The 26,036-nt window shown below is 66.8% G+C and carries 23 protein-coding genes and 1 pseudogene; 21 read left to right on the forward strand and 3 right to left on the reverse strand.

Annotated elements, in window-relative coordinates; genetic code table 11:
• The 14 genes and pseudogenes from ispG to DID99_RS33670 all read left to right on the forward strand — a co-directional run.
• Nucleotides 1–159 (forward strand): annotated as a pseudogene (gene ispG, locus DID99_RS33595) (4-hydroxy-3-methylbut-2-en-1-yl diphosphate synthase); the annotation flags it as partial.
• A gap of 21 nt (nucleotides 160–180) precedes the next feature.
• Nucleotides 181–1,521: a histidine--tRNA ligase gene (gene hisS / locus DID99_RS33600; RefSeq protein WP_044848982.1), complete on the forward strand. Its 1,341-nt coding sequence runs from the start codon at nucleotides 181–183 to the stop codon at nucleotides 1,519–1,521.
• A gap of 55 nt (nucleotides 1,522–1,576) precedes the next feature.
• Nucleotides 1,577–2,206 (forward strand): tetratricopeptide repeat protein, encoded by a 630-nt coding sequence (locus tag DID99_RS33605; RefSeq protein ID WP_044848983.1) that lies wholly within the window; start codon nucleotides 1,577–1,579, stop codon nucleotides 2,204–2,206.
• Nucleotides 2,207–2,246: 40 nt separating this feature from the next.
• Nucleotides 2,247–3,392 carry an outer membrane protein assembly factor BamB gene (gene bamB, locus DID99_RS33610; RefSeq protein WP_124486302.1) on the forward strand — a complete coding sequence of 382 codons (1,146 nt, stop codon included), beginning with the start codon at nucleotides 2,247–2,249 and terminating at the stop codon, nucleotides 3,390–3,392.
• 245 nt (nucleotides 3,393–3,637) lie between these two features.
• A complete protein-coding gene (der, locus tag DID99_RS33620; protein WP_044848985.1) occupies nucleotides 3,638–4,975 on the forward strand; it encodes a ribosome biogenesis GTPase Der in 1,338 nt (445 codons plus the stop codon).
• A gap of 141 nt (nucleotides 4,976–5,116) precedes the next feature.
• The gene (gene hfq, locus DID99_RS33625; protein ID WP_006399927.1) at nucleotides 5,117–5,356 is read left to right on the forward strand and encodes an RNA chaperone Hfq; all 240 of its coding nucleotides are present in this window, start codon (nucleotides 5,117–5,119) and stop codon (nucleotides 5,354–5,356) included.
• A 72-nt stretch (nucleotides 5,357–5,428) separates the two neighbouring features.
• Nucleotides 5,429–6,604: a GTPase HflX gene (hflX, locus tag DID99_RS33630; protein WP_185500398.1), complete on the forward strand. Its 1,176-nt coding sequence runs from the start codon at nucleotides 5,429–5,431 to the stop codon at nucleotides 6,602–6,604.
• 47 nt (nucleotides 6,605–6,651) lie between these two features.
• Nucleotides 6,652–8,010, forward strand: coding sequence for an FtsH protease activity modulator HflK (gene hflK / locus DID99_RS33635; RefSeq protein ID WP_124570102.1), 1,359 nt, complete (start codon nucleotides 6,652–6,654; stop codon nucleotides 8,008–8,010).
• A 15-nt stretch (nucleotides 8,011–8,025) separates the two neighbouring features.
• Nucleotides 8,026–8,925, forward strand: a complete 900-nt coding sequence (hflC, locus tag DID99_RS33640; protein ID WP_044848881.1) for a protease modulator HflC — start codon at nucleotides 8,026–8,028, stop codon at nucleotides 8,923–8,925.
• 36 nt (nucleotides 8,926–8,961) lie between these two features.
• A complete protein-coding gene (locus DID99_RS33645) occupies nucleotides 8,962–9,153 on the forward strand; it encodes a DUF2065 domain-containing protein (protein ID WP_009687995.1) in 192 nt (63 codons plus the stop codon).
• 101 nt (nucleotides 9,154–9,254) lie between these two features.
• On the forward strand, nucleotides 9,255–10,403 hold the full coding sequence (locus tag DID99_RS33650; protein ID WP_124486305.1) for an ATP phosphoribosyltransferase regulatory subunit: 1,149 nt from the start codon (nucleotides 9,255–9,257) through the stop codon (nucleotides 10,401–10,403).
• 113 nt (nucleotides 10,404–10,516) lie between these two features.
• The gene (locus DID99_RS33655) at nucleotides 10,517–11,863 is read left to right on the forward strand and encodes an adenylosuccinate synthase (RefSeq protein ID WP_044848883.1); all 1,347 of its coding nucleotides are present in this window, start codon (nucleotides 10,517–10,519) and stop codon (nucleotides 11,861–11,863) included.
• 8 nt (nucleotides 11,864–11,871) lie between these two features.
• On the forward strand, nucleotides 11,872–12,468 hold the full coding sequence (locus DID99_RS33660; RefSeq protein ID WP_044848884.1) for a phosphoribosyltransferase: 597 nt from the start codon (nucleotides 11,872–11,874) through the stop codon (nucleotides 12,466–12,468).
• A gap of 272 nt (nucleotides 12,469–12,740) precedes the next feature.
• The gene (locus DID99_RS33670) at nucleotides 12,741–14,654 is read left to right on the forward strand and encodes a potassium transporter Kup (RefSeq protein ID WP_124668437.1); all 1,914 of its coding nucleotides are present in this window, start codon (nucleotides 12,741–12,743) and stop codon (nucleotides 14,652–14,654) included.
• Between the two features lie 114 nt (nucleotides 14,655–14,768).
• Here the strand turns inward: DID99_RS33670 and DID99_RS33675 are convergent, their stop codons facing one another.
• Complete coding sequence (locus tag DID99_RS33675) at nucleotides 14,769–17,096, reverse strand: Tex family protein (protein ID WP_124668438.1); 2,328 nt, start codon at nucleotides 17,094–17,096, stop codon at nucleotides 14,769–14,771.
• Nucleotides 17,097–17,254: 158 nt separating this feature from the next.
• Between DID99_RS33675 and DID99_RS33680 the strand changes: the two genes are divergently transcribed.
• The 3 genes from DID99_RS33680 (at nucleotide 17,255) to DID99_RS33690 (ending at nucleotide 20,593) form a co-directional block, all read left to right on the forward strand.
• Complete coding sequence (locus DID99_RS33680; RefSeq protein ID WP_044848887.1) at nucleotides 17,255–18,007, forward strand: hypothetical protein; 753 nt, start codon at nucleotides 17,255–17,257, stop codon at nucleotides 18,005–18,007.
• A gap of 77 nt (nucleotides 18,008–18,084) precedes the next feature.
• Nucleotides 18,085–18,300, forward strand: a complete 216-nt coding sequence (locus DID99_RS33685) for a YdcH family protein (RefSeq protein ID WP_006755091.1) — start codon at nucleotides 18,085–18,087, stop codon at nucleotides 18,298–18,300.
• Nucleotides 18,301–18,355: 55 nt separating this feature from the next.
• A complete protein-coding gene (locus tag DID99_RS33690; protein ID WP_044848888.1) occupies nucleotides 18,356–20,593 on the forward strand; it encodes an ATP-dependent DNA helicase in 2,238 nt (745 codons plus the stop codon).
• 81 nt (nucleotides 20,594–20,674) lie between these two features.
• Here DID99_RS33690 and DID99_RS33695 read toward each other — a convergent pair whose 3' ends face one another.
• Entirely contained in the window at nucleotides 20,675–21,499 is an 825-nt protein-coding gene (locus DID99_RS33695; RefSeq protein WP_044848889.1) for an outer membrane protein assembly factor BamD, read from the reverse strand.
• 41 nt (nucleotides 21,500–21,540) lie between these two features.
• On the opposite strand from DID99_RS33695, the gene DID99_RS33700 reads away from it, so the two are divergent.
• From DID99_RS33700 to phaC, 4 genes are all read left to right on the forward strand, one after another.
• Nucleotides 21,541–22,761 (forward strand): RluA family pseudouridine synthase, encoded by a 1,221-nt coding sequence (locus DID99_RS33700; protein ID WP_124486310.1) that lies wholly within the window; start codon nucleotides 21,541–21,543, stop codon nucleotides 22,759–22,761.
• Between the two features lie 6 nt (nucleotides 22,762–22,767).
• Nucleotides 22,768–23,607 (forward strand): peptidoglycan editing factor PgeF, encoded by an 840-nt coding sequence (gene pgeF, locus DID99_RS33705; RefSeq protein ID WP_124520229.1) that lies wholly within the window; start codon nucleotides 22,768–22,770, stop codon nucleotides 23,605–23,607.
• A gap of 108 nt (nucleotides 23,608–23,715) precedes the next feature.
• Entirely contained in the window at nucleotides 23,716–23,853 is a 138-nt protein-coding gene (locus tag DID99_RS37490; protein WP_185500397.1) for a hypothetical protein, read from the forward strand.
• A gap of 132 nt (nucleotides 23,854–23,985) precedes the next feature.
• On the forward strand, nucleotides 23,986–25,860 hold the full coding sequence (gene phaC / locus DID99_RS33710) for a class I poly(R)-hydroxyalkanoic acid synthase (RefSeq protein ID WP_124668439.1): 1,875 nt from the start codon (nucleotides 23,986–23,988) through the stop codon (nucleotides 25,858–25,860).
• On the opposite strand, the gene DID99_RS37635 is transcribed toward phaC, so the two are convergent.
• On the reverse strand, nucleotides 25,839–26,036 hold a 198-nt coding region (locus tag DID99_RS37635; protein ID WP_221621952.1), incomplete at its 5' end, for a hypothetical protein. The two genes, phaC and DID99_RS37635, sit on opposite strands and share 22 nt — an antisense overlap.

Here is a 26,036-nt window from a genome sequence, read left to right on the forward strand (position 1 = left end):
ATCAGCCTGCCGGGTTCGGGCGAGAACCCGGCCGCGCCCGTCTTCATCGACGGCGAGAAGGTCAAGACGCTGCGCGGCGAGCGGATCGCCGAGGAATTCCAGCAGATCGTCAGCGACTACGTCGCACGCAATTACGGCCGTACCGAGGCCCTGAACTAAATTCGTCCACACACACGAACGATGACTGAACAGAAACGCAAGATCGAGAAGCTCACCGGCGTCAAGGGCATGAACGACATCCTCCCGCAGGATGCCGGCCTCTGGGAGTTCTTCGAAGCTACCGTGAAATCGCTGCTGCGCGCGTACGGCTACCAGAACATCCGCACGCCGATCGTCGAACACACGCAGCTCTTCACGCGCGGCATCGGCGAAGTCACGGACATCGTCGAGAAGGAGATGTACAGCTTCACCGATGCGCTGAACGGCGAGAACCTGACGATGCGCCCGGAGAACACCGCGGCGGTCGTGCGCGCGTCGATCGAGCACAACATGCTGTACGACGGCCCGAAGCGCCTGTGGTACATCGGCCCGATGTTCCGTCACGAGCGTCCGCAGCGCGGTCGCTACCGCCAGTTCCACCAGGTGGGCGTCGAGGCGCTCGGCTTCGCGGGCCCGGATGCGGATGCCGAGATCATCATGATGTGCCAGCGCCTGTGGGACGACCTCGGCCTGACCGGCATCAAGCTCGAGATCAACTCGCTCGGCCTCGCCGAAGAGCGTGCCGCGCACCGCGTCGAACTGATCAAGTATCTCGAGCAGTTCGCCGACGTGCTGGATGAGGACGCGAAGCGTCGCCTGTATACGAACCCGCTGCGCGTGCTCGACACGAAGAACCCGGCGCTGCAGGAAATCGCGCAGAACGCGCCGAAGCTGATCGACTTCCTCGGCGACGAGTCGCGTGCCCACTTCGAAGGGCTGCAGCGCCTGCTGCTCGCGAACAACATCCCGTTCAAGATCAACCCGCGTCTCGTTCGCGGCCTCGACTACTACAACCTGACCGTGTTCGAGTGGGTGACCGACAAGCTCGGCGCGCAGGGCACGGTCGCGGCCGGCGGCCGCTACGATCCGCTGATCGAGCAGCTCGGCGGCAAGCCGACCGCCGCGTGCGGCTGGGCGATGGGCATCGAGCGCATTCTCGAACTGCTGAAGGAAGAGGATCTCGCGCCCGAGCAGGAAGGTGTCGACGTGTACGTGGTGCACCAGGGCGAGACGGCGCGCGAACAGGCGTTCATCGCGGCCGAGCGTCTGCGCGATACGGGCCTCGACGTGATTTTCCACTGCAGCGCCGACGGCGGCCCGGCAAGCTTCAAGTCGCAGATGAAGCGGGCCGATGCGAGCGGTGCCGCGTTCGCGGTGATCTTCGGCGAAGAAGAGGTCGCGAACGGCACGGTGGGCGTGAAAGCGCTGCGCGGCGCGGGCGAGGACGGGGAAAAGAACGTTCAGCAGACCGTACCGGTCGAAAGCTTGACCGAATTCCTAATCAATGCGATGGTTGCATCCGCCGAAGACGGCGACGACTGATCGCGCTGGCATTCGCTCGACAAGAAAAGCCTGAAATGGAAGGAATCGCTCGCCGATGAGTTATCACGACGAACAAGAATCGATTGAAAGTCTGAAGGCGTGGTGGGCCCGCTGGGGTAACCTCACGACGTGGATCGTGCTCGCGGCGCTGGTCGTCGCGGCCGGTTTCAACGGCTGGAATTACTGGCAGCGCCGTCAGGCCGCCGAGGCTTCCGGGTTGTACGAGCAGGTGCAGAAGGCCGCTGCCGCGAACGACAAGGCGACGATGGCCCGTGCGGCCGCCGACATGGAAGACAAGTTCGGCAGCACGCCGTATGCGCAGATGACCGCGCTCACGGCGGCGAAGACGTTGTACGCGGCCGGCGATGCCGCCGGCGCGAAGGCGCAGCTGCAATGGGCCGCCGATCACGCCAAGGATGACGAGTACAAGCAGATCGCGAAGCTGCGTCTCGCGTCGCTGCTGCTCGACGAGAAGGCGTACGACGCGGGCCTCGCGCTGCTGTCCGGCACGCCGGTGGATGCATTCAAGGGCCTCGTGGCCGATCGCCGCGGCGATCTGCTCGCGGCGCAAGGCAAGACCGACGATGCGCGCGCCGCGTACAAGCTCGCGCTCGCCGGCCTGTCGCAGGACGACCAGTCCGCGCGCCAGCTCGTGCAGTTCAAGCTCGATGCGCTCGGCGGCTGATCGCGGCCCCCTCAACCTCTTAACTCTGCTTCGCTAACCGATGAATTTGCTGAAACGTTACGCTGTGCCCGTAGCCTGCGCGGCGGCTGTCCTGGCATTGGCGGCCTGCTCGTCGTCGAAGGACGTGCGCCGCGTGCCGACGCCGCTCACCGAGTTCAAGCCCGTCTTGGACGTGCAACAGGTCTGGAAGGCGAGCGTCGGCAAGGGCGGGCGCTACCTGTTCTCGCCGGTGGCCGTGGGCGACGCCGTCTACGCGGCGGGCGAGAACGGTTCGGTCGAGAAGATCGACGCGAAGACGGGCCAGACGCTGTGGCGCTCGAAGGTCGGTTCGGACCTGTCGGCCGGGGTCGGCAGCGACGGCAACCTGACTGCCGTCGGCGCGCTCAAGGGCGGTGTGTTCGTCCTCGGCCCGGACGGCAAGCAGCTGTGGAAGACGAGCGTGCAGGGCGAGATCTTCTCGCCGCCGCTGGTCGGCAACGGCCTCGTGATCGTGCGCACGATCGACGGTCAGGTGATCGCGTTCAACGGGCAGACGGGCGAGCAGAAGTGGAACTACCGCAACCGCGCGGTGCCGCTGAACCTGCGCGTGTCGGCCGGCATGACGTTCGCGGGCGATGCGGCCGTGCTGGCGGGCTTCCCCGGCGGCGGTCTGGTCGCGATCAACCTGCAGACGGGCGAGCCGTTCTGGCAGACGCCCGTGTCGTTCCCGAAGGGCGTGACCGAAGTCGAGCGCATCAACGACGTCAGCGGTCCGCCGACGCTCGTGGGTGCCCAGGCGTGCGCGGTCACGTTCCAGGGCCAGCTCGGCTGCTTCGACGCGAACTCGGGCCGTCCGCTGTGGGAAAAGGCGTTCTCGAGCCGCAGCGGTCTCGCGCAGGACGATTCGGTCGTCGCCGGCGGCGACGACTGGTCGGTCGTCACGGCCTACGACGCGGCGAGCGGCAACCCGCTCTGGCGCAACGACAAGCTGAAGAGCCGCGACGTCGGCGTGCCGTACCTGCTCGGCCATGCGGTCGTGATGGGCGACTACAAGGGCTTCGTGCACTTCCTGTCGCGCGAGGACGGCAGCTTCATCGCCCGGATGAAGACGGACGGCAGCGCGATTACCGCGGCGCCGGTCCTGGCGGGCAATACGCTCGTCGTGCAGACCAAGGACGGTGGCCTGTACGGATTCCGTCCGCGCTGACGCGCACGCAACAAGCGCAATCGCGGCGCGGCGGGCCTGCCCCGCGCTGCGGTCGCGCGACATGAAGGCGGCCGGTGTCCCCGGCCGCTCGGTATTTGAAAGGCAGTTCGCAACGAAAGACGACGGCGCGCACCGCGCGCCCGGCGCGCGCATCCGGCGCGGCGCGAATTCGTGATATTTTCATTCAGCGCAGCCGCCCGCAGCAGCGGGCCTCCCGCTGCTGCGCATCACCGTAGAAAACACAGATGAAACCGGTCATTGCCCTCGTTGGGCGCCCCAATGTGGGGAAATCCACGCTGTTCAACCGGCTCACGCGCTCGCGCGATGCGCTGGTCGCCGACTTGCCGGGCCTGACGCGCGATCGCCATTACGGCGAAGGGCGCGTCGGCGCACGGCCGTACCTGGTCGTCGATACCGGCGGCTTCGAGCCCGTCGCGAAGGACGGCATCCTGCACGAGATGGCGCGCCAGACGCGGCAGGCCGTCGAGGAAGCCGACGTCGTCGTGTTCATCGTCGACGGTCGTAACGGGCTCGCGCCGCAGGACAAGTCGATCGCCGACTACCTGCGCAAGACCGGCCGGCCGATCTTCCTGGTCGTCAACAAGGCCGAGGGGATGAAGTACACGGCGGTCGCGACCGACTTCTACGAGCTCGGCCTCGGCGATCCGCGCGCGATCTCGGCCGCGCACGGCGACGGCGTGACCGACATGATCAACGAGGCGCTGGAAGTCGCGTACGCGGGCCAGCCCGAGGAAGCGGACGAGGATGACCCGTCGCGCGGCATCAAGATCGCGATCGTCGGCCGCCCGAACGTCGGCAAGTCGACGCTCGTGAACGCGCTGATCGGCGAGGACCGTGTGATCGCGTTCGACATGCCGGGCACGACGCGCGATTCGATCTACGTCGACTTCGAGCGTAACGGCAAGAAATACACGCTGATCGATACCGCGGGCCTGCGACGCCGCGGCAAGGTGTTCGAGGCGATCGAGAAGTTCTCGGTCGTGAAGACGCTGCAGTCGATCTCCGACGCGAACGTCGTCATTCTTCTGCTGGATGCGCAGCAGGACATTTCCGACCAGGACGCGCACATCGCCGGCTTCGTCGTCGAGCAGGGCCGCGCGCTCGTGATCGGCGTCAACAAGTGGGACGGTCTCGACGACCACGCGCGCGATCGCGCGAAAGCGGATTTGACCCGCAAGCTGAAATTCCTCGACTTCGCGAAGTCGCACTACATTTCGGCCGCGAAGAAGACCGGCATCGGCGCGCTGATGCGTTCGGTCGACGACGCGTACGCGGCGGCGATGGCGAAGCTGCCGACGCCGAAGCTCACGCGCGCGCTGATCGAGGCCGTCGAGTTCCAGCAGCCGCGTCGTCGCGGCCCGGTGCGTCCGAAGCTGCGCTACGCGCACCAGGGCGGCCAGAATCCGCCGCTGATCGTCATCCACGGCAACGCGCTCGACGCGGTGACGGAAACCTACAAGCGTTACCTCGAAAACCGATTCCGCGAAACTTTCTCACTGACCGGGACTCCATTGCGCATAGAGTTCCGTTCGTCGAACAACCCGTACGCGGACAAGGGCTGAAGCAGGTCCTGCAAGGGATAGGCCGCATGGCCTACGCCCGGGCGGGGCAGGCAAAATCAGCTATAGTGTAGCGATTGGCGCCGGATCTCTTTTTCTTCGTCGCCAATCCAGATCAACCTGCAAAAAAAGATGGAGTACGCCATGAGCAACAAAGGGCAATTGTTACAAGACCCGTTTTTGAACGCACTGCGCAAAGAGCACGTTCCCGTTTCGATCTATCTCGTCAACGGCATCAAGCTGCAAGGGAACATTGAATCGTTCGACCAGTACGTCGTGTTGCTCCGTAATACGGTGACCCAGATGGTCTACAAGCACGCCATCTCGACGGTCGTGCCGGCGCGCCCGGTGAATTTCCACCCGGACGCGGAAGCCTCGTCCTAACCCATCGCAGCGGCCGGCATCCGGTCGCCGCGAGCGACCGATGCCAGCCGCCTTATCTTGACACCCGATAATTTGATCAACGCAGCGCTCGTCGGCATCGACTTCGGCAAGACCGATTTCGAAGCCAGTCTCGAAGAACTCAGTCTTCTCGCCTCCAGTGCGGGGGCCCGTCCCGCCGTCACCCTCACAGGTCGTCGCGCCAGCCCCGATGCCAAGATGTTCATCGGCAGCGGCAAAGCCGAAGAATTGCGGCTTGCCTGCGACGCGCACAACGTCGAAATCGTCATCTTCAACCACGCACTGGCACCGGCCCAGCAACGCAATCTGGAGCAGGCGCTTAACAGGCGGGTGGTCGATCGCACGAGCCTCATCCTCGACATCTTCGCGCAGCGCGCCCGCAGTCACGAAGGCAAGCTGCAGGTCGAGCTCGCGCAGTTGCAATACCTGTCGACCCGGCTGATTCGCGCGTGGACCCACCTGGAGCGGCAAAAGGGCGGTATCGGCCTGCGCGGCCCCGGCGAAACCCAGCTCGAAACCGACCGCCGGCTGATCGGCGAGCGCATCAAGATGCTGAAGTCGCGGCTCGACCGGCTGCGCCGGCAGCACAGCACGCAGCGTCGCCAGCGCGCACGCAGCGGCACGATGTCGGTGTCGCTCGTCGGCTATACGAACGCGGGCAAGTCGACGCTGTTCAATGCGCTGACGAAAGCGCAGGCTTATGCGGCCGACCAGCTGTTCGCCACGCTCGATACGACGTCGCGACGCGTGTACCTCGGCGACGAGGCCGGTCAGATCGTCGTGTCCGATACGGTCGGATTCATTCGCGAACTGCCTCACCAGCTGGTTGCAGCGTTCCGCGCGACCCTCGAGGAAACGATTCATGCGGATCTGCTGCTGCACGTGGTCGACGCATCGAGCGCGGTGCGGCTCGAACAGATCGAGCAGGTGAACGGCGTGCTGCACGAGATCGGCGCGGACACGATCCGGCAGGTGCTGGTGTTCAACAAGATCGATGCGGTGCCTGAGCTGGCGGCCCGCGGCGACGCGGTCGAGCGGGACGAGTATGGTAATATTTCGCGCGTCTTTTTGAGCGCACGCACCGGTCAGGGTCTTGACGCGTTGCGTGCCGCCATCGCCGAGATCGCCTCCGCGGAACACCTTACCGGCGCGACGTTACCCAACGTCGCGCTCGACGGCGCACCCGCTGAACCACACGAAGACCACACGATTTCCGAACACGGGCGCTAACCGGTCCCGGCCGGTTCGCCGGCGTCTAATCTGGTGAACAAACTCTGGTGAACGAATACAACGAGCGGAGTACCTGGCGGCGGATGCGCGCCTTGCTGTCGATCAACGATCCCCGCTGGGGACGCGGCGAAGGCAAGGGCAACGACGGATCCCGTCCGCGTGTGAACGAATCGAAGCGTCCGCCCGGTGGCGACGGTGACGGTCCGCCCGATCTCGACGAGATGTGGCGCAACTTCAACCGGCGTCTGAGCGGCCTGTTCGGCGGCAAGGGCGGCAACGGCTTCCGGCCCGACAACGGCCGGGCCGCGCGTGTCGGCGTCGGCATCGTGATCGGCGTGCTGGTCGCGGTCTACGCGGGCAGCGGGCTGTTCGTCGTGCAGGAAGGCCAGACGGGCGTCGTGCTGCAGTTCGGCAAGCTGTCCGGCACGGTCGGACAGGGCGTGCACTGGCGCGCGCCGTATCCGTTCGCGTCGCATGAGATCGTCGACACGTCGCAGGTCCGTTCGATCGAGATCGGCCGCAACAACGTCGTGCGTCTCGCGAACGTGAAGGAAGCGGCGATGCTGACGCGCGATGCCGACATCGTCGACGTGCGTTTCGTCGTCCAGTACCGGATCCGTTCGGCAACCGATTACCTGTTCCGCAGCGTCGATCCCGAGCGCAGCGTGTCGCAGGCCGCCCAGGCCGCGGTGCGCGCGATCGTCGGCACGCGCAGCGCGGCCGACATGCTGAACCAGGACCGCGACGCGCTGCGCGCGCAGCTGTCCGCCGCGATCCAGCGCGATCTCGATCGCTATCAGTCGGGGCTCGAGGTGACGGCCGTCACGATGCAGAGCGTCGCGGCGCCCGAGCAGACGCAGGCTGCGTACGCCGAAGTCGCGAAGGCGCGCGATGATCGCGAAGCCGCGAAGCGTGCCGCGCAGACCTACGCGAACGATCTGCTGCCGAAGGCGCAGGGCGACGCCGCGAAACTTGCCGATGAAGCGAAGGCGTATGCCGATCGCGTGGTCACGCAGGCCGAAGGCGACGCCGACCGGTTCAAGCAGGTCTATGCACAGTATTCGAAGGCGCCCACGGTGATCCGCGAGCGGATGTATCTCGAGACGATGCAGGAAATCTATTCGAACGCGACGAAGGTGTTCGTCGGCAACAAGGGCGGCAACAGCGTCGTGTACCTTCCGCTCGACAAGCTCGTCGAGCAGGGGCGACAAAACGCCGCGAATGCGACGAATGCCGCGACGCCCGCCGGCGCATCCGCGCCCGACGCGACGTCGGCGCCGGCCGCCGCCGCGGCGAGCGCACCCGCGAGCGCGGCTTCGGCCGCGGCGGCGCCCGCACCGGGCAGCGACGTGCTGCGGTCGCGCGAAGCGTTCCGCAGCCGCTCGCGTGAAGACGATACGAAGTAACGGGGAGCGCAGAACATGAACCGAATCATTGCGCTCGTCGTCGCAATCGTGATCGCCGCTTTCGCGGCGTCGTCGACCGTCCTCACCGTCGATCCGCGCCATGCGGCCGTGCTGTCGGGCCGCGACGGCGCGCAACCCGAACTCGCGGGCCCCGGCATCCATTTCAAGCTGCCGCCGCCGCTGCAGACGGCGACGCTGATCGACACGCGCCTGCAATCCCTCGAGTCGTCGGATCCGCTGCAACTGGCGACCGAAGACAAGCACGACCTGCTCGTCGCGTATGCGGTCAAGTATCGGATCAGCGATCCGATGAAGTATTTCGCGGCGACGGGCGGTGACCCGGCGGCGGCCGCCGACCGCCTGGCCGGCGCGCTGAAGAGCGCACTCGGCGACGCGTTCGGCAAGCGCGCGCTCGACGACGCGCTCGGCGGGCAGCGCGAGATCGCCAATGCGGCGCGCGACGCGGTGCGGGCGACGGCATCGGGCTTCGGCGTCGACGTGGTCGACGTGCAGTTGACGCGTGTCGACTTGCCGGCTGCGCAGACGGATGCCGTCTATCAGCGGATGATTGCCGCGCTGCGCGACCAGGCCGCACAGGTGCGCGCGGATGGCGCCGCCGATGTCGAGCAGATCAAGGCCGACGCGGAACGCGAACAGCAGGCGGTGCTCGCGAATGCGTACAAGTCCGCGCAGACGATCAAGGGCGAGGGCGACGCGAAGGCTGCGTCGATCGCCGCCGATGCGTTCGGCCGCGATCCGCAGTTCTACCAGTTCTACGCGAGCCTGCAGGCTTACCGGAATACCTTCAAGCGCAACGACATCATCGTCGTCGACCCCGACAGCGAGTTTTTCCGTTTCATGCGCAGCCCGACGGGCGGTGCCGCACCGGCGGCACCCGCTCCCCGCAAACACTGACCTTGGGGCGCCGCGTCGAGCGGCGCCGTCGCTCGCATGGACCTGGCTGGCTCGTTGTTGCTCGCGGTAGCACTGATGCTGATCATCGAGGGGGCGTTCCCCTTCGTGTTTCCCGTCGCCTGGCGCGACACGTTTCGTAGAATAGCGGAGCGGCCGCCGCATCATATCCGGATCGGCGGGCTCATCGTGATGGCGCTCGGGCTCGTCCTGCTGCTGCTCGCCACCTGATCCGGACGGCGCACCCGCCGTTCGTTCCGCCCGATTGCCGATTTCCGATTCATTTCGCGGCGCGCATGTCGCGCCCTGTTTCCCGTCGTAGGACCGTACCGATGTCGACCTGGTTACTTCCCGAGAATATCGCCGACGTGCTGCCGTCGGAAGCGCGCAAGATCGAGGAGCTGCGCCGCAGGCTGCTCGACCGCTTCCGTTCGTACGGCTACGAAATGGTGATGCCGCCGTTGCTCGAATACCTCGAATCGCTGCTGACGAGCGGCGGCAACGACCTGCGCCTGCGCACCTTCAAGCTGGTCGACCAGCTGTCGGGCCGCACGCTCGGCCTGCGCGCGGACATCACGCCGCAAGTCGCGCGCATCGACGCGCACCTGCTGAACCGCCAGGGCGTGACGCGCCTCTGCTATGCCGGCCACGTGATGCATACGCGTCCTCGCGGGCTGCACGCGACGCGCGAACAGATCCAGATCGGCGCCGAAATCTACGGGCACGCCGGGCTGGAAGCCGATCTCGAGATCCAGCAGCTGATGCTCGACGCGCTACACCTCGCGGGGTTGTCGCGGATCCGCCTGGACCTGTGCCACGCGGGCGTGCTCGCGGCGTTGCTCGCGCGCGATGCGCAGGCTGCCGAGCGCGGCGAGGCGCTGTACGACGCGCTGTCGGGCAAGGACGTGCCGCTGCTGAACGAACTCACCGACGATCTCGGCGCCGACACGCGCGCGGCGCTGCGTGCGCTGCCGCATCTGTACGGCGACGCGAGCGTGCTCGACGAGGCGCGTGTGCGTCTGCCGGTGCTGCCCGAGATCACGCGTGCGCTCGACGATCTTGCGCAGCTTGCGGCGCAGGCGAAGGGCGTCGAGGTGGCGATCGATCTCGCCGACCTGCGCGGCTACGCGTACCACAGCGGCGCGATGTTTACGGCGTACATCGACGGCGTGCCGAACGCGATCGCGCGCGGCGGCCGGTACGACCACGTGGGCCAGGCCTACGGCCGCGCCCGCCCGGCGACGGGCTTCTCGCTCGACCTGCGCGAGCTTGCGCGGATTTCGCCGGTCGAGGCGCGCGGCACCGCGATTTTGGCGCCTTGGGCGCAGGACGACGCGCTGAGCGCGGCAGTGGCGGCGCTGCGCGACGCGGGCGAGGTCGTGATCCAGGCCTTGCCGGGACACGACCACGTGCTCGACGAGTTCGCCTGCGACCGTTCGCTCGTCGAGCGTGACGGCGCGTGGGTGGTCGAACCCCGTTAAACAGGCGTTCGCGGGCCGTCGTTCGGCGTGCATATCGTTGAAGCGAAACGGAAAAATTCGGAATCGCCCGCGAACATAGGTAGAATACGTTTTTAACCAGCTAACGAATCAACATGTCTGCCAGCGCAGTGAACGTGACTCCCGGGCGCAATGTCGTCGTCGTGGGAACGCAATGGGGTGATGAAGGCAAGGGCAAGATCGTCGACTGGCTGACGGACCACGCTCAGGGCGTCGTGCGTTTCCAGGGCGGTCACAACGCCGGCCACACCCTCATCATCGGCGGCAAGAAAACCATCTTGCGCCTGATTCCGTCGGGCATCATGCGTGAAGGCGTCGCCTGCTACATCGGCAACGGCGTCGTCCTGTCCCCCGAGGCACTGTTCAAGGAAATCGGCGAGCTGGAAGAGGCCGGCGTGAACGTGCGCGATCGCCTGTTCATCTCTGAAGCCACGACGCTGATCCTGCCGTACCACATCGCGATCGACCAGGCGCGCGAAGCGCGCAAGGGTGCGGGCAAGATCGGTACGACCGGCCGCGGCATCGGCCCGGCGTACGAAGACAAGGTCGGCCGCCGCGCGCTGCGCGTGCAGGACCTGTTCGACGCGAAGACCTTCGCCGACCGCCTGCGCGAAAACCTCGATTTCCACAACTTCGTGCTGACCCAGTACCTGGGTGGCGCGGCCGTCGATTTCCAGGCCACGCTCGACACGATGCTCGGCTATGCCGATCGCCTGAAGCCGATGGTGGCCGACGTGTCGCGCCGCCTGTACGACGCGAACAACGCCGGTCAGAACCTGCTGTTCGAAGGCGCGCAAGGCACGCTGCTCGACATCGACCACGGCACCTATCCGTTCGTCACGTCGAGCAACTGCGTTGCGGGTGCGGCATCGGCCGGCGCCGGCGTCGGTCCGCAGAAGCTGAACTACATCCTCGGCATCACGAAGGCGTACTGCACGCGCGTCGGCTCGGGCCCGTTCCCGAGCGAACTGTACGACGCGGACAACCCGCAGCGCCAGGACCAGGTCGGCGTCACGCTCGCGAACGTCGGCAAGGAATTCGGCTCGGTCACCGGCCGTCCGCGCCGCACCGGCTGGCTCGACGCAGCGGCACTGCGCCGCTCGATCCAGATCAACGGCGTGTCGGGCCTGTGCATGACGAAGCTCGACGTGCTCGACGGCCTCGATGAAGTCAAGCTGTGCGTCGGCTACAAGATCGACGGCAAGGACGTGGACATCCTGCCGCGCGGTGCGGCCGACGTCGCGCGTTGCGAGCCCGTGTACGAAACGTTCGCCGGCTGGAAGGAAAGCACCGTCGGCATCAAGACGTGGGACGCGCTGCCGGCGAATGCGCAGGCCTACCTGACCCGTGTCCAGGAAGTGGCCGGCGTGCCGGTCGACATGGTTTCGACGGGGCCGGATCGCGACGAGACGATCCTGCTTCGCCATCCGTTCAAGGTGTAATTCTCAGCATGACGCAGCAAATCACGATGACGGCGGCAGACTTGATGACCGATCCGCGCAACGACGACAAGAACCTGTGGGTAGGCTGGGACGAATACCATCGTCTGATCGAGCTGCTCGCGCTGCAGGTGCATGAATCGGGCTGGAAGTTCGACCAGATCCTGTGCCTTGCGCGCGGCGGCCTGCGCGTCGGCGACCAGCTGTCGCGCATCTACGACGTCCCGCTCGCGATCCTCGCGACGAGTTCGTACCGCGAAGCGGCCGGCACCGAGCAGGGCGAGCTCGACATCGCGCAGTACATCACGATGACGCGCGGCAGTCTCGCGGGCAACGTGCTGCTGGTCGACGATCTCGTCGATTCGGGCGTCACGCTCGCGCGCGTGCAGGAGCACCTGAAGGAGCGCTATCCGTCGGTCACGGCCGTGCGTTCGGCCGTGCTCTGGTACAAGGGCTGCTCGAAGGTCAAGCCGGACTATCACGCACAGTATCTGCCGACGAATCCGTGGATTCATCAGCCGTTCGAAGAGTGGGACACGGTTCGTCCGCACAACCTCGAGGCATGGATCAAGCGCGGTCGCGCGCAGCGCGACGGCTCGGGCGCGTAAGCGGCCGGCCGATCGAAGGAAAGCCTTGTGCGGCGCCGCTTGCGGCGCCGTTTTTTATTGGCGCGCCGTGCCGGCGGGCACGGCGATCGGCGCGCGTGGTAGGCAGATGGCGCGGCCCCGGCTATGATGGCAGCCCTGCCACAGCTTGCGCAGGATTGCATGCGCAGCGTGGATCACGTGGTTTAAGGGCAACAAGGCAGGACGGTTTTTCAGGGGGGCGCGAGTAGAATAGCGCTCGTTTTGTCCGACCGGACCCGATTATTACGCTTCATATGAACGACACGATCCAGGCGACCGACGCAGCCCATGCGCATTCGACGCACCAACACTCGATGCGGGCGCTTGCGATAGCGGCCATCGGCGTCGTGTTCGGCGACATCGGCACGAGCCCGCTGTATTCGCTGAAGGAGGCGTTCAGCCCCGCACACGGCATTCCGCTCACGGAAGGCTCGATTCTCGGTGTGATCTCGCTGCTGTTCTGGGCGATCATCCTGGTGGTCGGCATCAAGTATCTGCTGTTCGTGATGCGGGCCGACAACAACGGCGAGGGTGGCGTGCTCGCGCTGATGGCGCTGTCGCTGCGGCCGCTCGACTCGAAAACCCGCGTCGCGGGCGCGCTGATGGCGCTCGGGATCTTCGGCGCCTGCATGTTCTACGGCGACGCCGTGATCACGCCGGCGATCTCCGTGATGTCGGCGGTCGAAGGCCTCGAGATCGCGACGCCGCACCTGTCCCACCTGGTCCTGCCGATCACGATCGTGATCCTGATCGCGCTGTTCTGGATCCAGCGTCACGGCACCGCGCTGGTCGGCAAGCTGTTCGGGCCGATCATGGTGCTGTGGTTCGTCGTGATCGCGGCACTCGGCGTATATCACATCGTGCGCGTGCCGGGCATCATCGCGGCGATCAACCCGTATTACGCGGCGTCGTTCATGGCGGACCACCTGCTGCAGGCCTACGTCGTGCTGGGTTCGGTCGTGCTGGTGCTGACCGGTGCGGAAGCGCTCTACGCGGACATGGGCCATTTCGGCGCGAAGCCGATCCGCCTCGCCGCGTACGGGCTCGTGATGCCGTCGCTCGTGCTGAACTACTTCGGCCAGGGCTCGCTGCTGATCGAGAATCCGAAGGCGATCGAGAACCCGTTCTTCCTGCTGGCACCGGAGTGGGCGCTGCTGCCGCTCGTCGTGCTGTCGACGGTCGCGACCGTGATCGCTTCGCAGGCCGTGATTTCCGGCGCGTATTCGCTGACGTCGCAGGCGATCCAGCTCGGCTACGTGCCGCGCATGAAGGTGCTGCATACGTCCGAGCTGGCGATCGGCCAGATCTACGTGCCGGTCGTGAACTGGCTGCTGCTGTTCGTGATCCTCTGCATCGTGATCGGCTTCAAGAGTTCCGACAACCTCGCCGCCGCGTACGGCATCGCGGTGACGGCGACGATGGTGATCACGACCGTGCTCGCTGCCGTCGTGATGGTGAAGGTGTGGAACTGGAACCGGCTGCTCGTCGGCGCGATCATCGCCGTGTTCCTCGCGGTCGACCTGGGCTTTTTCGGCGCGAACCTGCTGAAGGTCGCGCAGGGCGGCTGGCTGCCGCTCGGCATCGGCGCGCTGCTGTTCTTCCTGCTGATGACCTGGTACAAGGGTCGCCATATCGTCAAGGAGCGCACGGCCGCCGACGGGATCCCGCTCGAGCCGTTCCTGCAGGGGCTGCTCGCGCATCCGCCGCACCGCGTGTCGGGTACCGCGATCTACCTGACCGGCAACGACAAGCTCGTGCCCGTCAGCCTGCTGCACAACCTGAAGCACAACAAGGTGCTGCACGAGCGGACCATCTTCCTGACGTTCGTCACACGCGACATTCCGTACGTGCGCGACGACAAGCGCCTGAGCTCGCGCGACGCGGGCGGCGGCCTGTACATCGTCAAGGCCCAGTACGGCTTCAACGAGACGCCGGACGTGAAGGCCGTGCTCGAGGAATTCGGCCGCACGCACGACATGACGTTCGAACTGATGGACACGTCGTTCTTCCTCGCGCGCGAAACGGTCGTGCCGACGCATCTGCCCGGCATGTCGATCTGGCGCGAACGCGTGTTCGCATGGATGCACCAGAACGCGGCGAAGCCGACCGACTTCTTCTCGATCCCGGCGAACCGCGTCGTCGAGCTCGGGACCAAGATCGAGATCTGACCGGTGCGCGCAGTGGCCGCGCATGCGGCCCATGCCGATCTGGCTGCGCGCTCGCTGAAGCAATAAAAAACCCGCCTTTCGGCGGGTTTTTTTACGTCAACAGCCTTCGCGTGCTCAGCGCTTCAGCTTCGCGAACGCCGCGGCCATCGCGCCGGCCGGTTCCGGTTCGCGCGAACGCTGCGGACGGGCGCTGCCGCCGCGGCCGGCACTGCCGCGATCCTGGCCGCCGCGCGGCGCCATGCCGGGCGCGGCCGCTTCGTCGTCGAGGCGCATCGTCAGCGCAATGCGCTGACGCTTCACGTCGACGTCGAGCACCTTGACCTTGACGACCTGGCCGGCCTTCACGACTTCGTGCGGATCCTTGATGAACTTCGTCGACATCGCGGACACATGGACGAGGCCGTCCTGATGCACGCCGACATCCACGAACGCGCCGAATGCCGCGACGTTCGTCACGACCCCTTCGAGCAGCATGCCGGGCATCAGGTCGGAGACCTTCTCGACGCCGTCGCGGAACGTTGCCGTCTTGAATTCGGGGCGCGGGTCACGACCCGGTTTTTCGAGTTCGGACAGGATGTCGCGCACGGTCGGCAGGCCGAAACGTTCGTCAACAAATTCGGCCGGCGACAGGCCGGCCAGCGCGTCGCGGCTGCCGAGCACGTCGTCGATCCGCTTGCTGATCTTCGCGAGGATGCGCTCGACGACCGGGTAGGCCTCCGGGTGGACCGACGAGCGATCGAGCGGATTCTCGCCGCCGTTGATGCGCAGGAAGCCGGCTGCCTGTTCGAAGGTCTTGTCGCCGAGGCGCGGCACCTTGCGCAGGTGGTCGCGCGACGGGAACGGCCCGTTCGCGTCGCGATAGTCGACGATGTTGCGGGCGAGCGTGGCGTTCAGGCCCGAGACGCGCGCGAGCAACGCGACCGACGCGGTGTTCGCGTCGACGCCGACCGCGTTCACGCAATCCTCGACCACCGCGTCGAGCGAGCGGGCGAGTTCGCGCTGGTTCACGTCGTGCTGGTACTGGCCGACGCCGATCGCTTTCGGCTCGATCTTCACGAGCTCGGCGAGCGGGTCCTGCAGGCGGCGGGCGATCGACACGGCGCCGCGCAGCGACACGTCGAGTTCCGGGAATTCCTTCGCGGCCAGCTCGGACGCGGAGTAGACCGACGCGCCGGCCTCCGACACGACGATCTTCTGCAGCCGCAGTTCGGGATGCTTCGAGATCAGCTCGCTCGCGAGCTTGTCGGTTTCGCGCGATGCGGTGCCGTTGCCGATGCTGATCAGCTCGGCCTGCGTCTGCGCGGCGATGCGCGCGAGCTTCGCGAGCGAGCCGTCCCAGTCGCGGCGCGGCTCGTGCGGGTAGATCGTATCGGTCGCGAGCAGCTTGCCGGTGCGATCGACCACGGCGACCTTCACGCCCGTGCGCAGGCCGGGGTCGAGACCGATCACGGCCTTCGGGCCGGCCGGCGCGGCCAGCAGCAGGTCCTTCAGGTTGCGGGCGAACACGCGGATCGCTTCGGCTTCCGCCGTTTCGCGCAGTTGCGTGAGCAGTTCGTTCTCGATGTGCGGCTGCACCTTCACGCGCCAGCACCAGCGGCAAACGTCGGACAGCCACTTGTCGGCCGGGCGGCCCTGGTTCGCGATCCCGAAATGGCGCGCGATCATCGCTTCGCCGGGATGCGGGACCTGCGCGTCGAGTTCCTCGCCGAGGCCGAGCTTGACGGTCAGCACGCCGGCGTTGCGGCCGCGGAACAGCGCGAGCGCGCGGTGCGACGGCACGGTCCGGATCGTTTCCGCGTAGTCGTAGTAGTCGCGGAACTTCTCGCCTTCCTCGTTTTCCTTGCCTTCGACGACCGCCGACGACACGACGCCCTGGCTGTGCAGGTAGTCGCGCAGCTTGCCGAGCAGTTCGGCCGTTTCGCCGAATTGTTCCGACAGGATGTCGCGCGCGCCGTCGAGCGCGGCCTTCACGTCGGCGACGCCCTTGTCGGCATCGACGTAGGCGGCGGCTTCCGTCTGCGGGTCGAGCAGCGGATTCGCGAGCAGTGCCTGCGCGAGCGGCTCGAGGCCGGCTTCGCGGGCGATCTGCGCGCGCGTGCGGCGCTTCGGCTTGTACGGCAGATAAAGGTCTTCGAGCACCTGCTTGCTGTCGGCCGCGTCGATCGCGGCGCGCAGTTCGTCGGTCAGCTTGCCCTGTTCGTCGATGCTCGACAGGATCGCCGCGCGGCGATCCTCGAGTTCGCGCAGATACAGGAGGCGTTCCTCGAGCTGGCGCAGCTGCGTGTCGTCCAGGTTGCCGGTCACTTCCTTGCGGTACCGGGCAATGAACGGAACGGTCGAGCCTTCGTCGAGGAGTTGCACTGCCGCCGCGACTTGGCGCGGCTGGACGGACAGTTCGGTGGCGATGCGCTGTACGATCTTGAGTGCTACGGTTTCCGTCATGTCGTGGATGATCTGCCTGCTGAAATCGCGGCGCGGGCCGGCAGACCGCGCGGCGGGCTGCGAGACGGGCCCGCCGGACCAGATGCCGCGGGTGAGTGAAGCGGGGCATTTTGCCATAAATGGCGGAGCGTCCAGCCGGGGGTGATAGAATTTGACACATGTCCCGCAGCTTTCCTACGACGTTGCCAACTTCCCGCATTTCTCTCGTCGCGCTCGGCGCAGCGCTTGCCGCGGCTTTGTCCGCCGGGTCCACCGTCGCGTACGCACAGGCATCGGGCGCAACCGCGCCGGACGCCGCTGTCGCCGCGCCCGTTGCTGCCTCCGCCACGCAGGATTTCGACGCCCGTCAAAAAGTGCTCAATCAACGTTCCGCGGAAAACGATTATCGTTATGCCGTGGCGGAGCACGATTGCTACAGCAAGTTCTTCGTCAATCACTGTCTCGGCGTGGCGCGCGACCGGATGCGCGAGGAGCGGGCGAGCATCCGTCAGGAGCAGCTCGCGCTCGACGACGAGCAGCGCGCGGTGCGGGCGCAGCAGCGCGACCAGCAGCAGGCGTTGAAGCAGGCGCAGAATGCGGCGGAAGCGCCGCAGCGCGCGGCGAACGATGCGGCGAACGCGGCTGCGTTCCGCGACAAGCAGGAGCAGAATGCACTGAAGCGGGCGCAGCGTGGCGCGGAAGGGCCGCAGCGCGCCGCGAACAAGCAGGCATACGACCAGAAGCAGGCGGATTTCCAGCACAAGCTCGACCAGGCGCGCCAGCAGGGCGCGCAGAAGGCGCAGGAGCGGGCGGACAACGCCGCGCGCTACGAGCAGAAGCAGAAGGAAGCCGCCCAGCACAAGGCCGATGTCGAACGGCGTCAGCAGGAAGCGGCCGACAAGGCCAAGCAGCAGCAACAGCAGGGGCAGTAACGTGTTGGATTGATCCGGAGTCAGTCTCGTGCGTGCCGGCACGCCAGTCGGCGCGCTGCTTCGATGAGGAGGCGCATATGCAAAACCGTCCCACGGAACAGCAGCAGGAATTGCACAACCGTTTGGCAGCATTGCAGGAGCAGCACCAGCAGCTCGCTCGGGAGATCGAGCTGAAGGAAGGACACTCCGACATCGACGACATCACGCTGCACCGGCTGAAGAAGGAAAAGCTGGCGGCCAAGGACAAAATCATTTTGCTGCAATCGCAGCTGGAACCGGATAAGCGCGCCTGAGCGCGGCCTGGCAAGCGCCGGCGCCGCCCGGGCGCTGGACACAGGAACGCTTGCCTTGAATTCACCGCTTGAAGCCAACCCCGATGCCCGGCGTGACGCGTCGTCCGCCGGGCGCGTTCGTGCGCCCGAAGGCACCTTCGAGCTGAGCCGCAAGCGCGTCGACGAACTCGACACGATTTTCGGCGAAGGCGGACTGCTCGCGCGCGCGCTGGACGGCTATCACCCGCGCCAGTCGCAGATCGAAATGGCGCGCGCGGTCGCGTCCGCGATGGAGGCCTCCGCGCGCCGGATGCCCGAGCCGGAAATCTTCGAGACCCGCAAGCGGCCGGCGCGCCGCCTCGGCGAAGGCGACCAGGCGGCCGAGTCCGCCGCGGACGGCGCAGCCGCCGACACCGACGCCGGCGACAACACGCTGATCGTCGAGGCCGGCACCGGTACCGGCAAGACCTATGCATACCTGGTGCCCGCGATGCTGTGGGGCGGCAAGGTGATCGTGTCGACCGGCACGAAGCACCTGCAGGACCAGCTGTTCCAGCGCGACATCCCGACGGTGCGCAACGCGCTCGCGGTGCCGGTGACGGTCGCGATGCTCAAGGGCCGCTCGAACTATCTGTGCCATTACTACCTGCAGCGCACGGCCGACAACGGCCGCCTGCCGTCGCGGCAGGACACCGCGTACCTGCAGGAAATCGTCCGGTTCGCGAAGATCACGAAGAGCGGCGACAAGGCCGAGCTCGCAAGCGTGCCGGAGACGGCGCCCGTGTGGTCGATGGTCACGTCGACGCGCGACAACTGCCTCGGCCAGGAGTGCCCGCATTACAAGGAATGCTTCGTGATGCAGGCGCGGCGCGAGGCGCAGCAGGCCGACGTCGTCGTCGTCAACCATCACCTGTTCTTCGCGGACATCATGCTGCGCGACACCGGGATGGCCGAACTGCTGCCGAACGCGAACACGGTGATCTTCGACGAAGCGCACCAGCTGCCGGAAACGGCCACGCTGTTTTTCGGCGAGACGCTGTCGACCACGCAAATCCTCGAACTCGCGCGCGACACGGTCGCCGAAGGCCTGAGCCATGCGCGCGATGCGGTCGAGTGGGTGAAGCTCGGCGGCGATCTCGAACGTGCGGCGCGCGACCTGCGCCTCGCGTTCGCGAACGACCAGATCGTGCGCATGTCGCTCGCGCAACTGGGCGACGATCATCCGATGTTCGGCGCGCTCGATGCGCTCGAAGTGGCGCTCGATGCGCTTGCCTCGGCGCTCGCGAGCCAGGCCGAGCGGGCGGAATCGCTCGGCGCGTGCCTGCGGCGCGCCCGCGAGCTGCAGGACCTGCTCGCGGGTTGGGTCGCGCCCGGTGCGGCGGAAGCGGCCGCGAAGGCCGACGCCGCCGCAGCAGGCGACAAGGCGGGCGCCGACGACCCGAACGAGAAGGTGCGCTGGGTCGAGGTGTTCGCACATACCGTCCAGCTGCACGAAACGCCGCTGTCGGTCGCGCCGATTTTCGCGAAGCAGCGCGCCGGCGTGCCGCGCGCGTGGGTCTTTACGTCGGCGACGTTGTCGGTGCGCGGCGACTTCACGCACTACGCGGCCCAGATGGGGCTCAGCTCGCGGCGCTCGATGACGCTCGCGAGCCCGTTCGACTATCAGACGCAGGGCCTGCTGTACGTGCCGCGCAACCTGCCGCAGCCGTCGTCGCCGGCGTTTACCGACGCCGTATTCGACGCCGCGCTGCCGGCGATCGAGGCGTCGGGCGGTGGCGTCTTCATGCTGTGCACGACGCTGCGTGCGGTCGACCGGATCGCGTCGAAGCTGCGCGACGTGATCGAGTCGCGTGGCTGGAACATGCCGCTGCTGGTGCAGGGCGACGCCAGCCGCACCGAGCTGCTCGATCGCTTCCGTTCGTACGGCAATGCGATCCTCGTCGGCAGCCAGAGCTTCTGGGAAGGCGTGGACGTGCGCGGCGACGCGCTGTCGCTCGTCGTGATCGACAAGCTGCCGTTCGCGCCGCCCGACGATCCGGTGCTGGCCGCGCGGCTCGACGCGCTGACCAAGAAGGGCTTGAGCCCGTTCGCGGTTCACCAGCTGCCGCAGGCCGTGATCACGCTGAAGCAGGGTGCGGGCCGCCTGATTCGCGCGGAGACCGATCGCGGCGTGCTGATGATCTGCGACACGCGGCTCGTCGACAAGCCTTACGGCCGCCGGATCTGGCAGAGCCTGCCGCCGTTCAAGCGCACCCGCGAGATCGCGGTCGTGCAGGACTTTTTCGACGAGCATCGCGCGGAAAAGCGCGCATGACCGCCCCGCCGCCTGCTACGGGCGGCATCAACAAAAAACCCGGCTCGATGGCCGGGTTTTTTGTTGATGCACGGGCGTCGCTCAGAACTGCCACCACGACTTCTTCGTGCCGGGGCGCGAGTGGCCGGTGATGTACGGGCTGTCCGGGAAAGTCCCCGCGAGCACGCGCTTCGTGTCTTCCGCGAGCTCCGGCTGGTTCAGCTTGCCGTACGACAGGATCATGATGTGCAGCGCGTCCTCGATCGCCGGCGCGCCCTTGTAGTCCTTGATCGCGAGCTGCGCGCGGTTGATCGCCGCGACATAGGCGCCGCGCCGATAGTAGTAGTCGGCCGCGTGCACTTCGTGCGACGCGAGCGCGTTGACGATGTAGCGCATCCGGGCGGCGGCGTCCGGCGCGTACTTGCTCTTCGGGTAGCGGTCGACGACGACCTTGAACGCGTCGTACGATTCGCGCAGTGCCTGCGGATCGCGCTCGCTCATGTCCTGGCCGGAGAAGCGGCCGAACAGGCCGAGATCGTCGTTGAAGTGGATCATCCCCTTCAGGTAGTACGCGTACGGGATATCCGGGTGATCCGGGTGCAGCTGGATGAAGCGGTCGACGGCCTGGTCGGCGGCTGCCGCTTCGTTGTCCTTCCAGTTGCAGTACGCGACGTTGATCTGCGCCTGTTGCGCGAAATGGCCGAACGGATCGCGGCCTTGCAGCGATTCGAAATATTTCGCGCACTTGCCCCAGTCGCCACCGGACAGTGCGTCCTGGGCCTCTGAGTATAATTTGTTGTTCGACCAGGTAGCCGTCTCGTCCTGCTTCTGCGGCAAGCCGTGGCAGCCGGCGATGAGGGCCGCGGCCGCTACCACCGCAGCTCGGGCGGCGACGGTTTTGGCCGTACGTTTGGTCGAATTCATCATGCTCGCATGTCCTAGCTTCAAGTCTCGGTGACCCAGTCTAAATGACCCGTTCAAGTTCGCAGAATGCCCCGCGGGGCAAGTCAAATCGCGAAGATTATAGCCCAAGCGATCGGCCCGCCGACGCTGCCTCGGGGGATTCCCCCGATGACGATCTGGCTGCAGGCGCGATGCAGCCGCCTGTGGTGCCGTCCGCGGCGGCCGACGAGGCGCCGCGCGTCGTCGAAGTGCCGCTGTCGCTGGCGGGTGAACGCCTCGACAAGGCGCTCGCCCAACTGTTCCCCGAATTCTCCCGCAGCCGCCTGCAGAGCTGGATCGAGGCGCAACGCGTGCTGGTCGACGGCGCGCCGGCGAAGATCCGCCAGCCGGTGCCGCTCGGCGCCAGGATCGAGCTCGTGCCCGACCTGCTGCCGGAGCAGCTGGCGTTCACGCCGGAGCCGGTGCCGCTCGACGTGATCTACGAGGACGACGCGCTCGTCGTCATCAACAAACCGGCGGGCCTCGTCGTCCACCCGGCCGCCGGCAACTGGAGCGGCACGATCCTCAACGGCCTGCTGCACCGCTACGGCGACGCGGCGGCCGGCCTGCCGCGCGCGGGCATCGTGCACCGGCTCGACAAGGAGACGTCCGGCCTGATGGTGGTTGCGCGCACACTCGCCGCGCAGACCGACCTCGTGCGCCAGCTGCAGGCGCGCACGGTGAAGCGCCGCTATTTCGCGCTCGTGTGGGGCACGATGCCCGAGGACGGCACGATCGACGCGCCGATCGGCCGCGATCCGCGCGAGCGCACGCGCATGGCCGTCGTCACCGGCGCGTCGGGCAAGCCCGCGCGCACGCATTTCCGCACGGTTGACACATGCATGTGGCAACGTCAGCCGGTGTCCGCGATCCAGTGCGACCTCGAAACCGGCCGGACGCACCAGATCCGCGTGCACTGCTCGCATGTCGGGCATCCGCTGCTCGGCGATCCGGTGTACGGGCGCGCGCGCGGCAAGCGCTCGGTCGCGCCGCTGCCGGACGGGTTCGCGCGGCAGGCGCTGCACGCATGGCGGCTCGGCCTCGTGCATCCGGTCACGGGCAAGACGATGCAGTGGCGCTGTCCGTTGCCGGACGACATGAACGCGCTCGTCGCGGCGCTGGGCTTCGGGCAGGGCGACGAGGAATTCGACGATGAAGACGGTGTCTACGACGATGACGATTTCGCCGGCGATTATCGGGATCACGACGAGGATCACGACGACGATTACGACGATGAGGAGGAGTGAGTGCCGATGACGAACCTGGCGCCGTTGACGTGGCAGGACTGCGTGCAGCCCGACTGGCAGGTGGCGCCGCGCGTGCGTGCGCTGATCACGACGCGCGACGGCGGCGTGAGCGAAGGCCCGTACGGGCGCCGGCAGGACGGCGCCGCGTTGCCGGGCGGGATGAATCTCGGCCTGCATACCGGTGACGATCCGGCCCATGTCGCGGCGAATCGCGCGCGCCTGCTCGCGCTGGCGGGGCAGGCGCGCGCGGCATGGCTCGAGCAGGTTCACGGCGCGCAGGTCGTGCGTGCGGACGAGGTGATCGAGGCCGCGCCGGCTGGCTCGGCGCCCGTGCAGGCCGACGCGAGCGTGACCGACCGCACGGGGGCGGTCTGCGTCGTGATGGTCGCGGATTGCCTGCCGGTGCTGCTGTGCGATGCGCAGGGCCGGGCGGTGGGCGCCGCGCACGCAGGCTGGCGCGGGCTCGCGGCCGGCATCGTCGAGCAGACCGCGGCGCGCGTCGCGGCGCTCGCCGGCGGCGCGACGGATGCGCTGCATGCGTACCTCGGGCCCGCGATCGGCCCGCAGGCGTTCGAAGTCGGCGCCGACGTGCGCGAGGCGTTTCTCGACACCGCTCCGCAGTCGGAGCATGATGAGACGCGGCAAGCGTTCGTCGCGATCGACGGTGCGCCCGGCAAGTACCTCGCCGATCTCCATGCGCTCGCGCGCCTGCGCCTCGCGCGCGCAGGCGTGGCGCACGTGAGCGGCCGGCGCGCGTGCACGGTCAACGAACCCGCGCGCTTCTATTCGTACCGGCGCGACCGCGTGACCGGCCGCATGGCGGCGGCGATCTGGCTGGCCGATTGAAAGCCGACTGAGGGCTGACCGCGTGCGTCTGCGCGCGCGGTTTGTTGCGTTGCGAAATCGGCTTATCTCGATATTGGCGCGGCAATGCGGCGTTGCATGGACAACCGAATGAATAATCGCGAAGTCAAGTCAATCAAAATGTTTTATGTTTCGCCGGAAGCCTTGTCCCGCCTGTTGCGCGCGGATTATCTTCGAGCAGAAATGTTCAGCGGTTTGATGCAGCGCTTCACATGGGGAAAACGATAATGATAAAAATACCGCACTGCGGCAGAATCTGGAGACGCCTCTCCAGAGCATGACGGCCCGGCTCGCAACCGGCACGCCGCGCGCGAGCAGGATTTCACGATTGACGCTCACGAATCACCGGTAAGGCAGGTAATGACAGCATCGAAAAATTCGTCGACGTCCGCTCAGGCGGGCACTTCCACGGGCAGCACCGGATTCGGTCAGGCTGCCCAGCCGATGCAGCAGATGTTCGAGGCATGGCTGAACGCGTGGCGCGGTTTCGCCGATCCGGCGCGCGCCGCAACGGCGTCGACCACTGCGAATCCATTCGCCGCATTCCAGTTCCCGACAGCGGTGCCGTTCCAGATGCCGTCGATGCCCGATCTGGGCGCCTTCGGCGGCCTGGCCTCGCCGTTCGCGGGGCTGAAGCTGCCGGTAGCCGCGATCCCGCCCGAACGGCTCCAGAAGTTGCAGGCCGACTATGCGCGCGACTGCATGACGCTGATGCAGCAGGCCGCCGCCGCGAAGCTCGAGTCGCCTGAACTGAAGGACCGCCGCTTCAGCGGGGATGCCTGGAAGGCGTCGCCCGCGCATGCATTCGCGGCCGCGTGGTACCTGCTCAACGCGCGCTACCTGCAGGAGCTGGCCGACGCGCTCGAGACCGACCCGAAGACGCGCGAACGCATCCGTTTCTCCGTTCAGCAATGGACGGCCGCCGCGGCGCCGAGCAACTTCCTCGCGCTCAATCCCGACGCACAGAAATCGATCCTCGAGACGCAGGGCGAAAGCCTGCGGCAGGGGATGATGAACCTGCTCGGCGACCTGCAGCGCGGCAAAATTTCGCAGACCGACGAATCGCAGTTCGTGGTCGGCAAGAACCTCGGGTGTACCGAAGGCGCGGTCGTCTACGAGAACGACCTGATCCAGCTGATCCAGTACGCGCCGAAGACGGACAAGGTGTTCGAACGGCCGCTCCTGATCGTGCCGCCGTGCATCAACAAGTTCTACATCCTCGACCTGCAGCCCGAGAATTCGCTCGTCGCGCATGCGCTGTCGAGCGGCCATCAGGTGTTCCTCGTGTCGTGGCGCAACGCCGATGCGTCGGTCGCGCACAAGACGTGGGACGACTACATGAACGAAGGGCTGCTCGCGGCGATCGACGCCGTGCAGCAGGTCAGCGGCCGCGAGCAGATCAACACGCTCGGCTTCTGCGTCGGCGGCACGATGCTCGCGACCGCGCTGTCGGTGCTCGCCGCGCGCGGCGAACATCCGGCCGCGTCGATGACGCTGCTGACCGCGATGCTCGACTTCACCGACACCGGCATCCTCGACGTGTTCGTCGACGAGGCGCACGTGCAGATGCGCGAGCAGACCATCGGCGGCAAGAACGGCGCCGCGCCGGGACTGATGCGCGGCGTCGAGTTCGCGAACACGTTCTCGTTCCTGCGGCCGAACGACCTCGTGTGGAACTACGTCGTCGACAACTACCTGAAGGGCCGCACGCCCGCCGCGTTCGACCTGCTGTACTGGAACAGCGACTCGACGAGCCTGCCGGGGCCGATGTACGCGTGGTACCTGCGCAATACCTATCTCGAGAACAGGCTCCGCGTGCCGGGTGCGCTGACGGTGTGCGGCGAATCCGTCGACCTGTCGCGCATCGACGTGCCGACCTTCATCTACGGGTCGCGCGAGGATCACATCGTGCCGTGGCAGACGGCCTACGCATCGACGTCGATCCTGACGGGCCCGCTGAAGTTCGTGCTCGGCGCGTCGGGTCACATCGCGGGCGTGATCAATCCGCCGGCGAAGAAGAAGCGCAGCTACTGGGTCAACGACAGCGACCTGCCCGCATCGGCGGACGACTGGTTTGCCGGTGCGACCGAGCAGCCCGGCAGCTGGTGGACGACCTGGGTCGAGTGGCTCGACCAGTACGGCGGCCGCAAGGTCGCGCCGCCCGCCAAGCCCGGGAGCGAGCAGTTCCCGGTGATCGAGCCGGCGCCGGGTCGCTACGTGTTGCAGCGCGATTGACGAAAACCGGACAGCGGCGCACGCTGTCCGATGCACCGCAGTTTTTTTAACAGGGCCGGTAGCGATGCGCCGTGTCGTGCGGGCCCGGAGGAAACGGAAATGACGGACGTAGTGATCGTATCGGCCGCGCGGACCGCGGTCGGCAAATTCGGCGGCTCGCTCGCGAAGATCGCGGC

This window comes from Burkholderia sp. Bp8986, assembly GCF_003854225.1.
In the GTDB taxonomy this organism is placed as follows: domain Bacteria; phylum Pseudomonadota; class Gammaproteobacteria; order Burkholderiales; family Burkholderiaceae; genus Burkholderia.

What these genes read in the sequence shown, in the direction of transcription:
- hflC (WP_044848881.1), top strand. Translation starts at nt 8,026, where the DNA reads ATGAACCGAATCATTGCGCTCGTCGTCGCAATCGTGATCGCCGCTTTC.
- DID99_RS33695 (WP_044848889.1), bottom strand. Translation starts at nt 21,499, where the DNA reads ATGATGAATTCGACCAAACGTACGGCCAAAACCGTCGCCGCCCGAGCT.
- DID99_RS33605 (WP_044848983.1), top strand. Translation starts at nt 1,577, where the DNA reads ATGAGTTATCACGACGAACAAGAATCGATTGAAAGTCTGAAGGCGTGG.
- DID99_RS33685 (WP_006755091.1), top strand. Translation starts at nt 18,085, where the DNA reads ATGCAAAACCGTCCCACGGAACAGCAGCAGGAATTGCACAACCGTTTG.
- DID99_RS33670 (WP_124668437.1), top strand. Translation starts at nt 12,741, where the DNA reads ATGAACGACACGATCCAGGCGACCGACGCAGCCCATGCGCATTCGACG.
- DID99_RS33680 (WP_044848887.1), top strand. Translation starts at nt 17,255, where the DNA reads ATGTCCCGCAGCTTTCCTACGACGTTGCCAACTTCCCGCATTTCTCTC.
- hfq (WP_006399927.1), top strand. Translation starts at nt 5,117, where the DNA reads ATGAGCAACAAAGGGCAATTGTTACAAGACCCGTTTTTGAACGCACTG.
- der (WP_044848985.1), top strand. Translation starts at nt 3,638, where the DNA reads ATGAAACCGGTCATTGCCCTCGTTGGGCGCCCCAATGTGGGGAAATCC.
- DID99_RS33700 (WP_124486310.1), top strand. Translation starts at nt 21,541, where the DNA reads ATGACCCGTTCAAGTTCGCAGAATGCCCCGCGGGGCAAGTCAAATCGC.
- DID99_RS33645 (WP_009687995.1), top strand. Translation starts at nt 8,962, where the DNA reads ATGGACCTGGCTGGCTCGTTGTTGCTCGCGGTAGCACTGATGCTGATC.
- hisS (WP_044848982.1), top strand. Translation starts at nt 181, where the DNA reads ATGACTGAACAGAAACGCAAGATCGAGAAGCTCACCGGCGTCAAGGGC.
- DID99_RS33660 (WP_044848884.1), top strand. Translation starts at nt 11,872, where the DNA reads ATGACGCAGCAAATCACGATGACGGCGGCAGACTTGATGACCGATCCG.
- DID99_RS33675 (WP_124668438.1), bottom strand. Translation starts at nt 17,096, where the DNA reads ATGACGGAAACCGTAGCACTCAAGATCGTACAGCGCATCGCCACCGAA.
- DID99_RS33655 (WP_044848883.1), top strand. Translation starts at nt 10,517, where the DNA reads ATGTCTGCCAGCGCAGTGAACGTGACTCCCGGGCGCAATGTCGTCGTC.
- DID99_RS33650 (WP_124486305.1), top strand. Translation starts at nt 9,255, where the DNA reads ATGTCGACCTGGTTACTTCCCGAGAATATCGCCGACGTGCTGCCGTCG.
- bamB (WP_124486302.1), top strand. Translation starts at nt 2,247, where the DNA reads ATGAATTTGCTGAAACGTTACGCTGTGCCCGTAGCCTGCGCGGCGGCT.
- pgeF (WP_124520229.1), top strand. Translation starts at nt 22,768, where the DNA reads ATGACGAACCTGGCGCCGTTGACGTGGCAGGACTGCGTGCAGCCCGAC.
- phaC (WP_124668439.1), top strand. Translation starts at nt 23,986, where the DNA reads ATGACAGCATCGAAAAATTCGTCGACGTCCGCTCAGGCGGGCACTTCC.
- DID99_RS37490 (WP_185500397.1), top strand. Translation starts at nt 23,716, where the DNA reads ATGAATAATCGCGAAGTCAAGTCAATCAAAATGTTTTATGTTTCGCCG.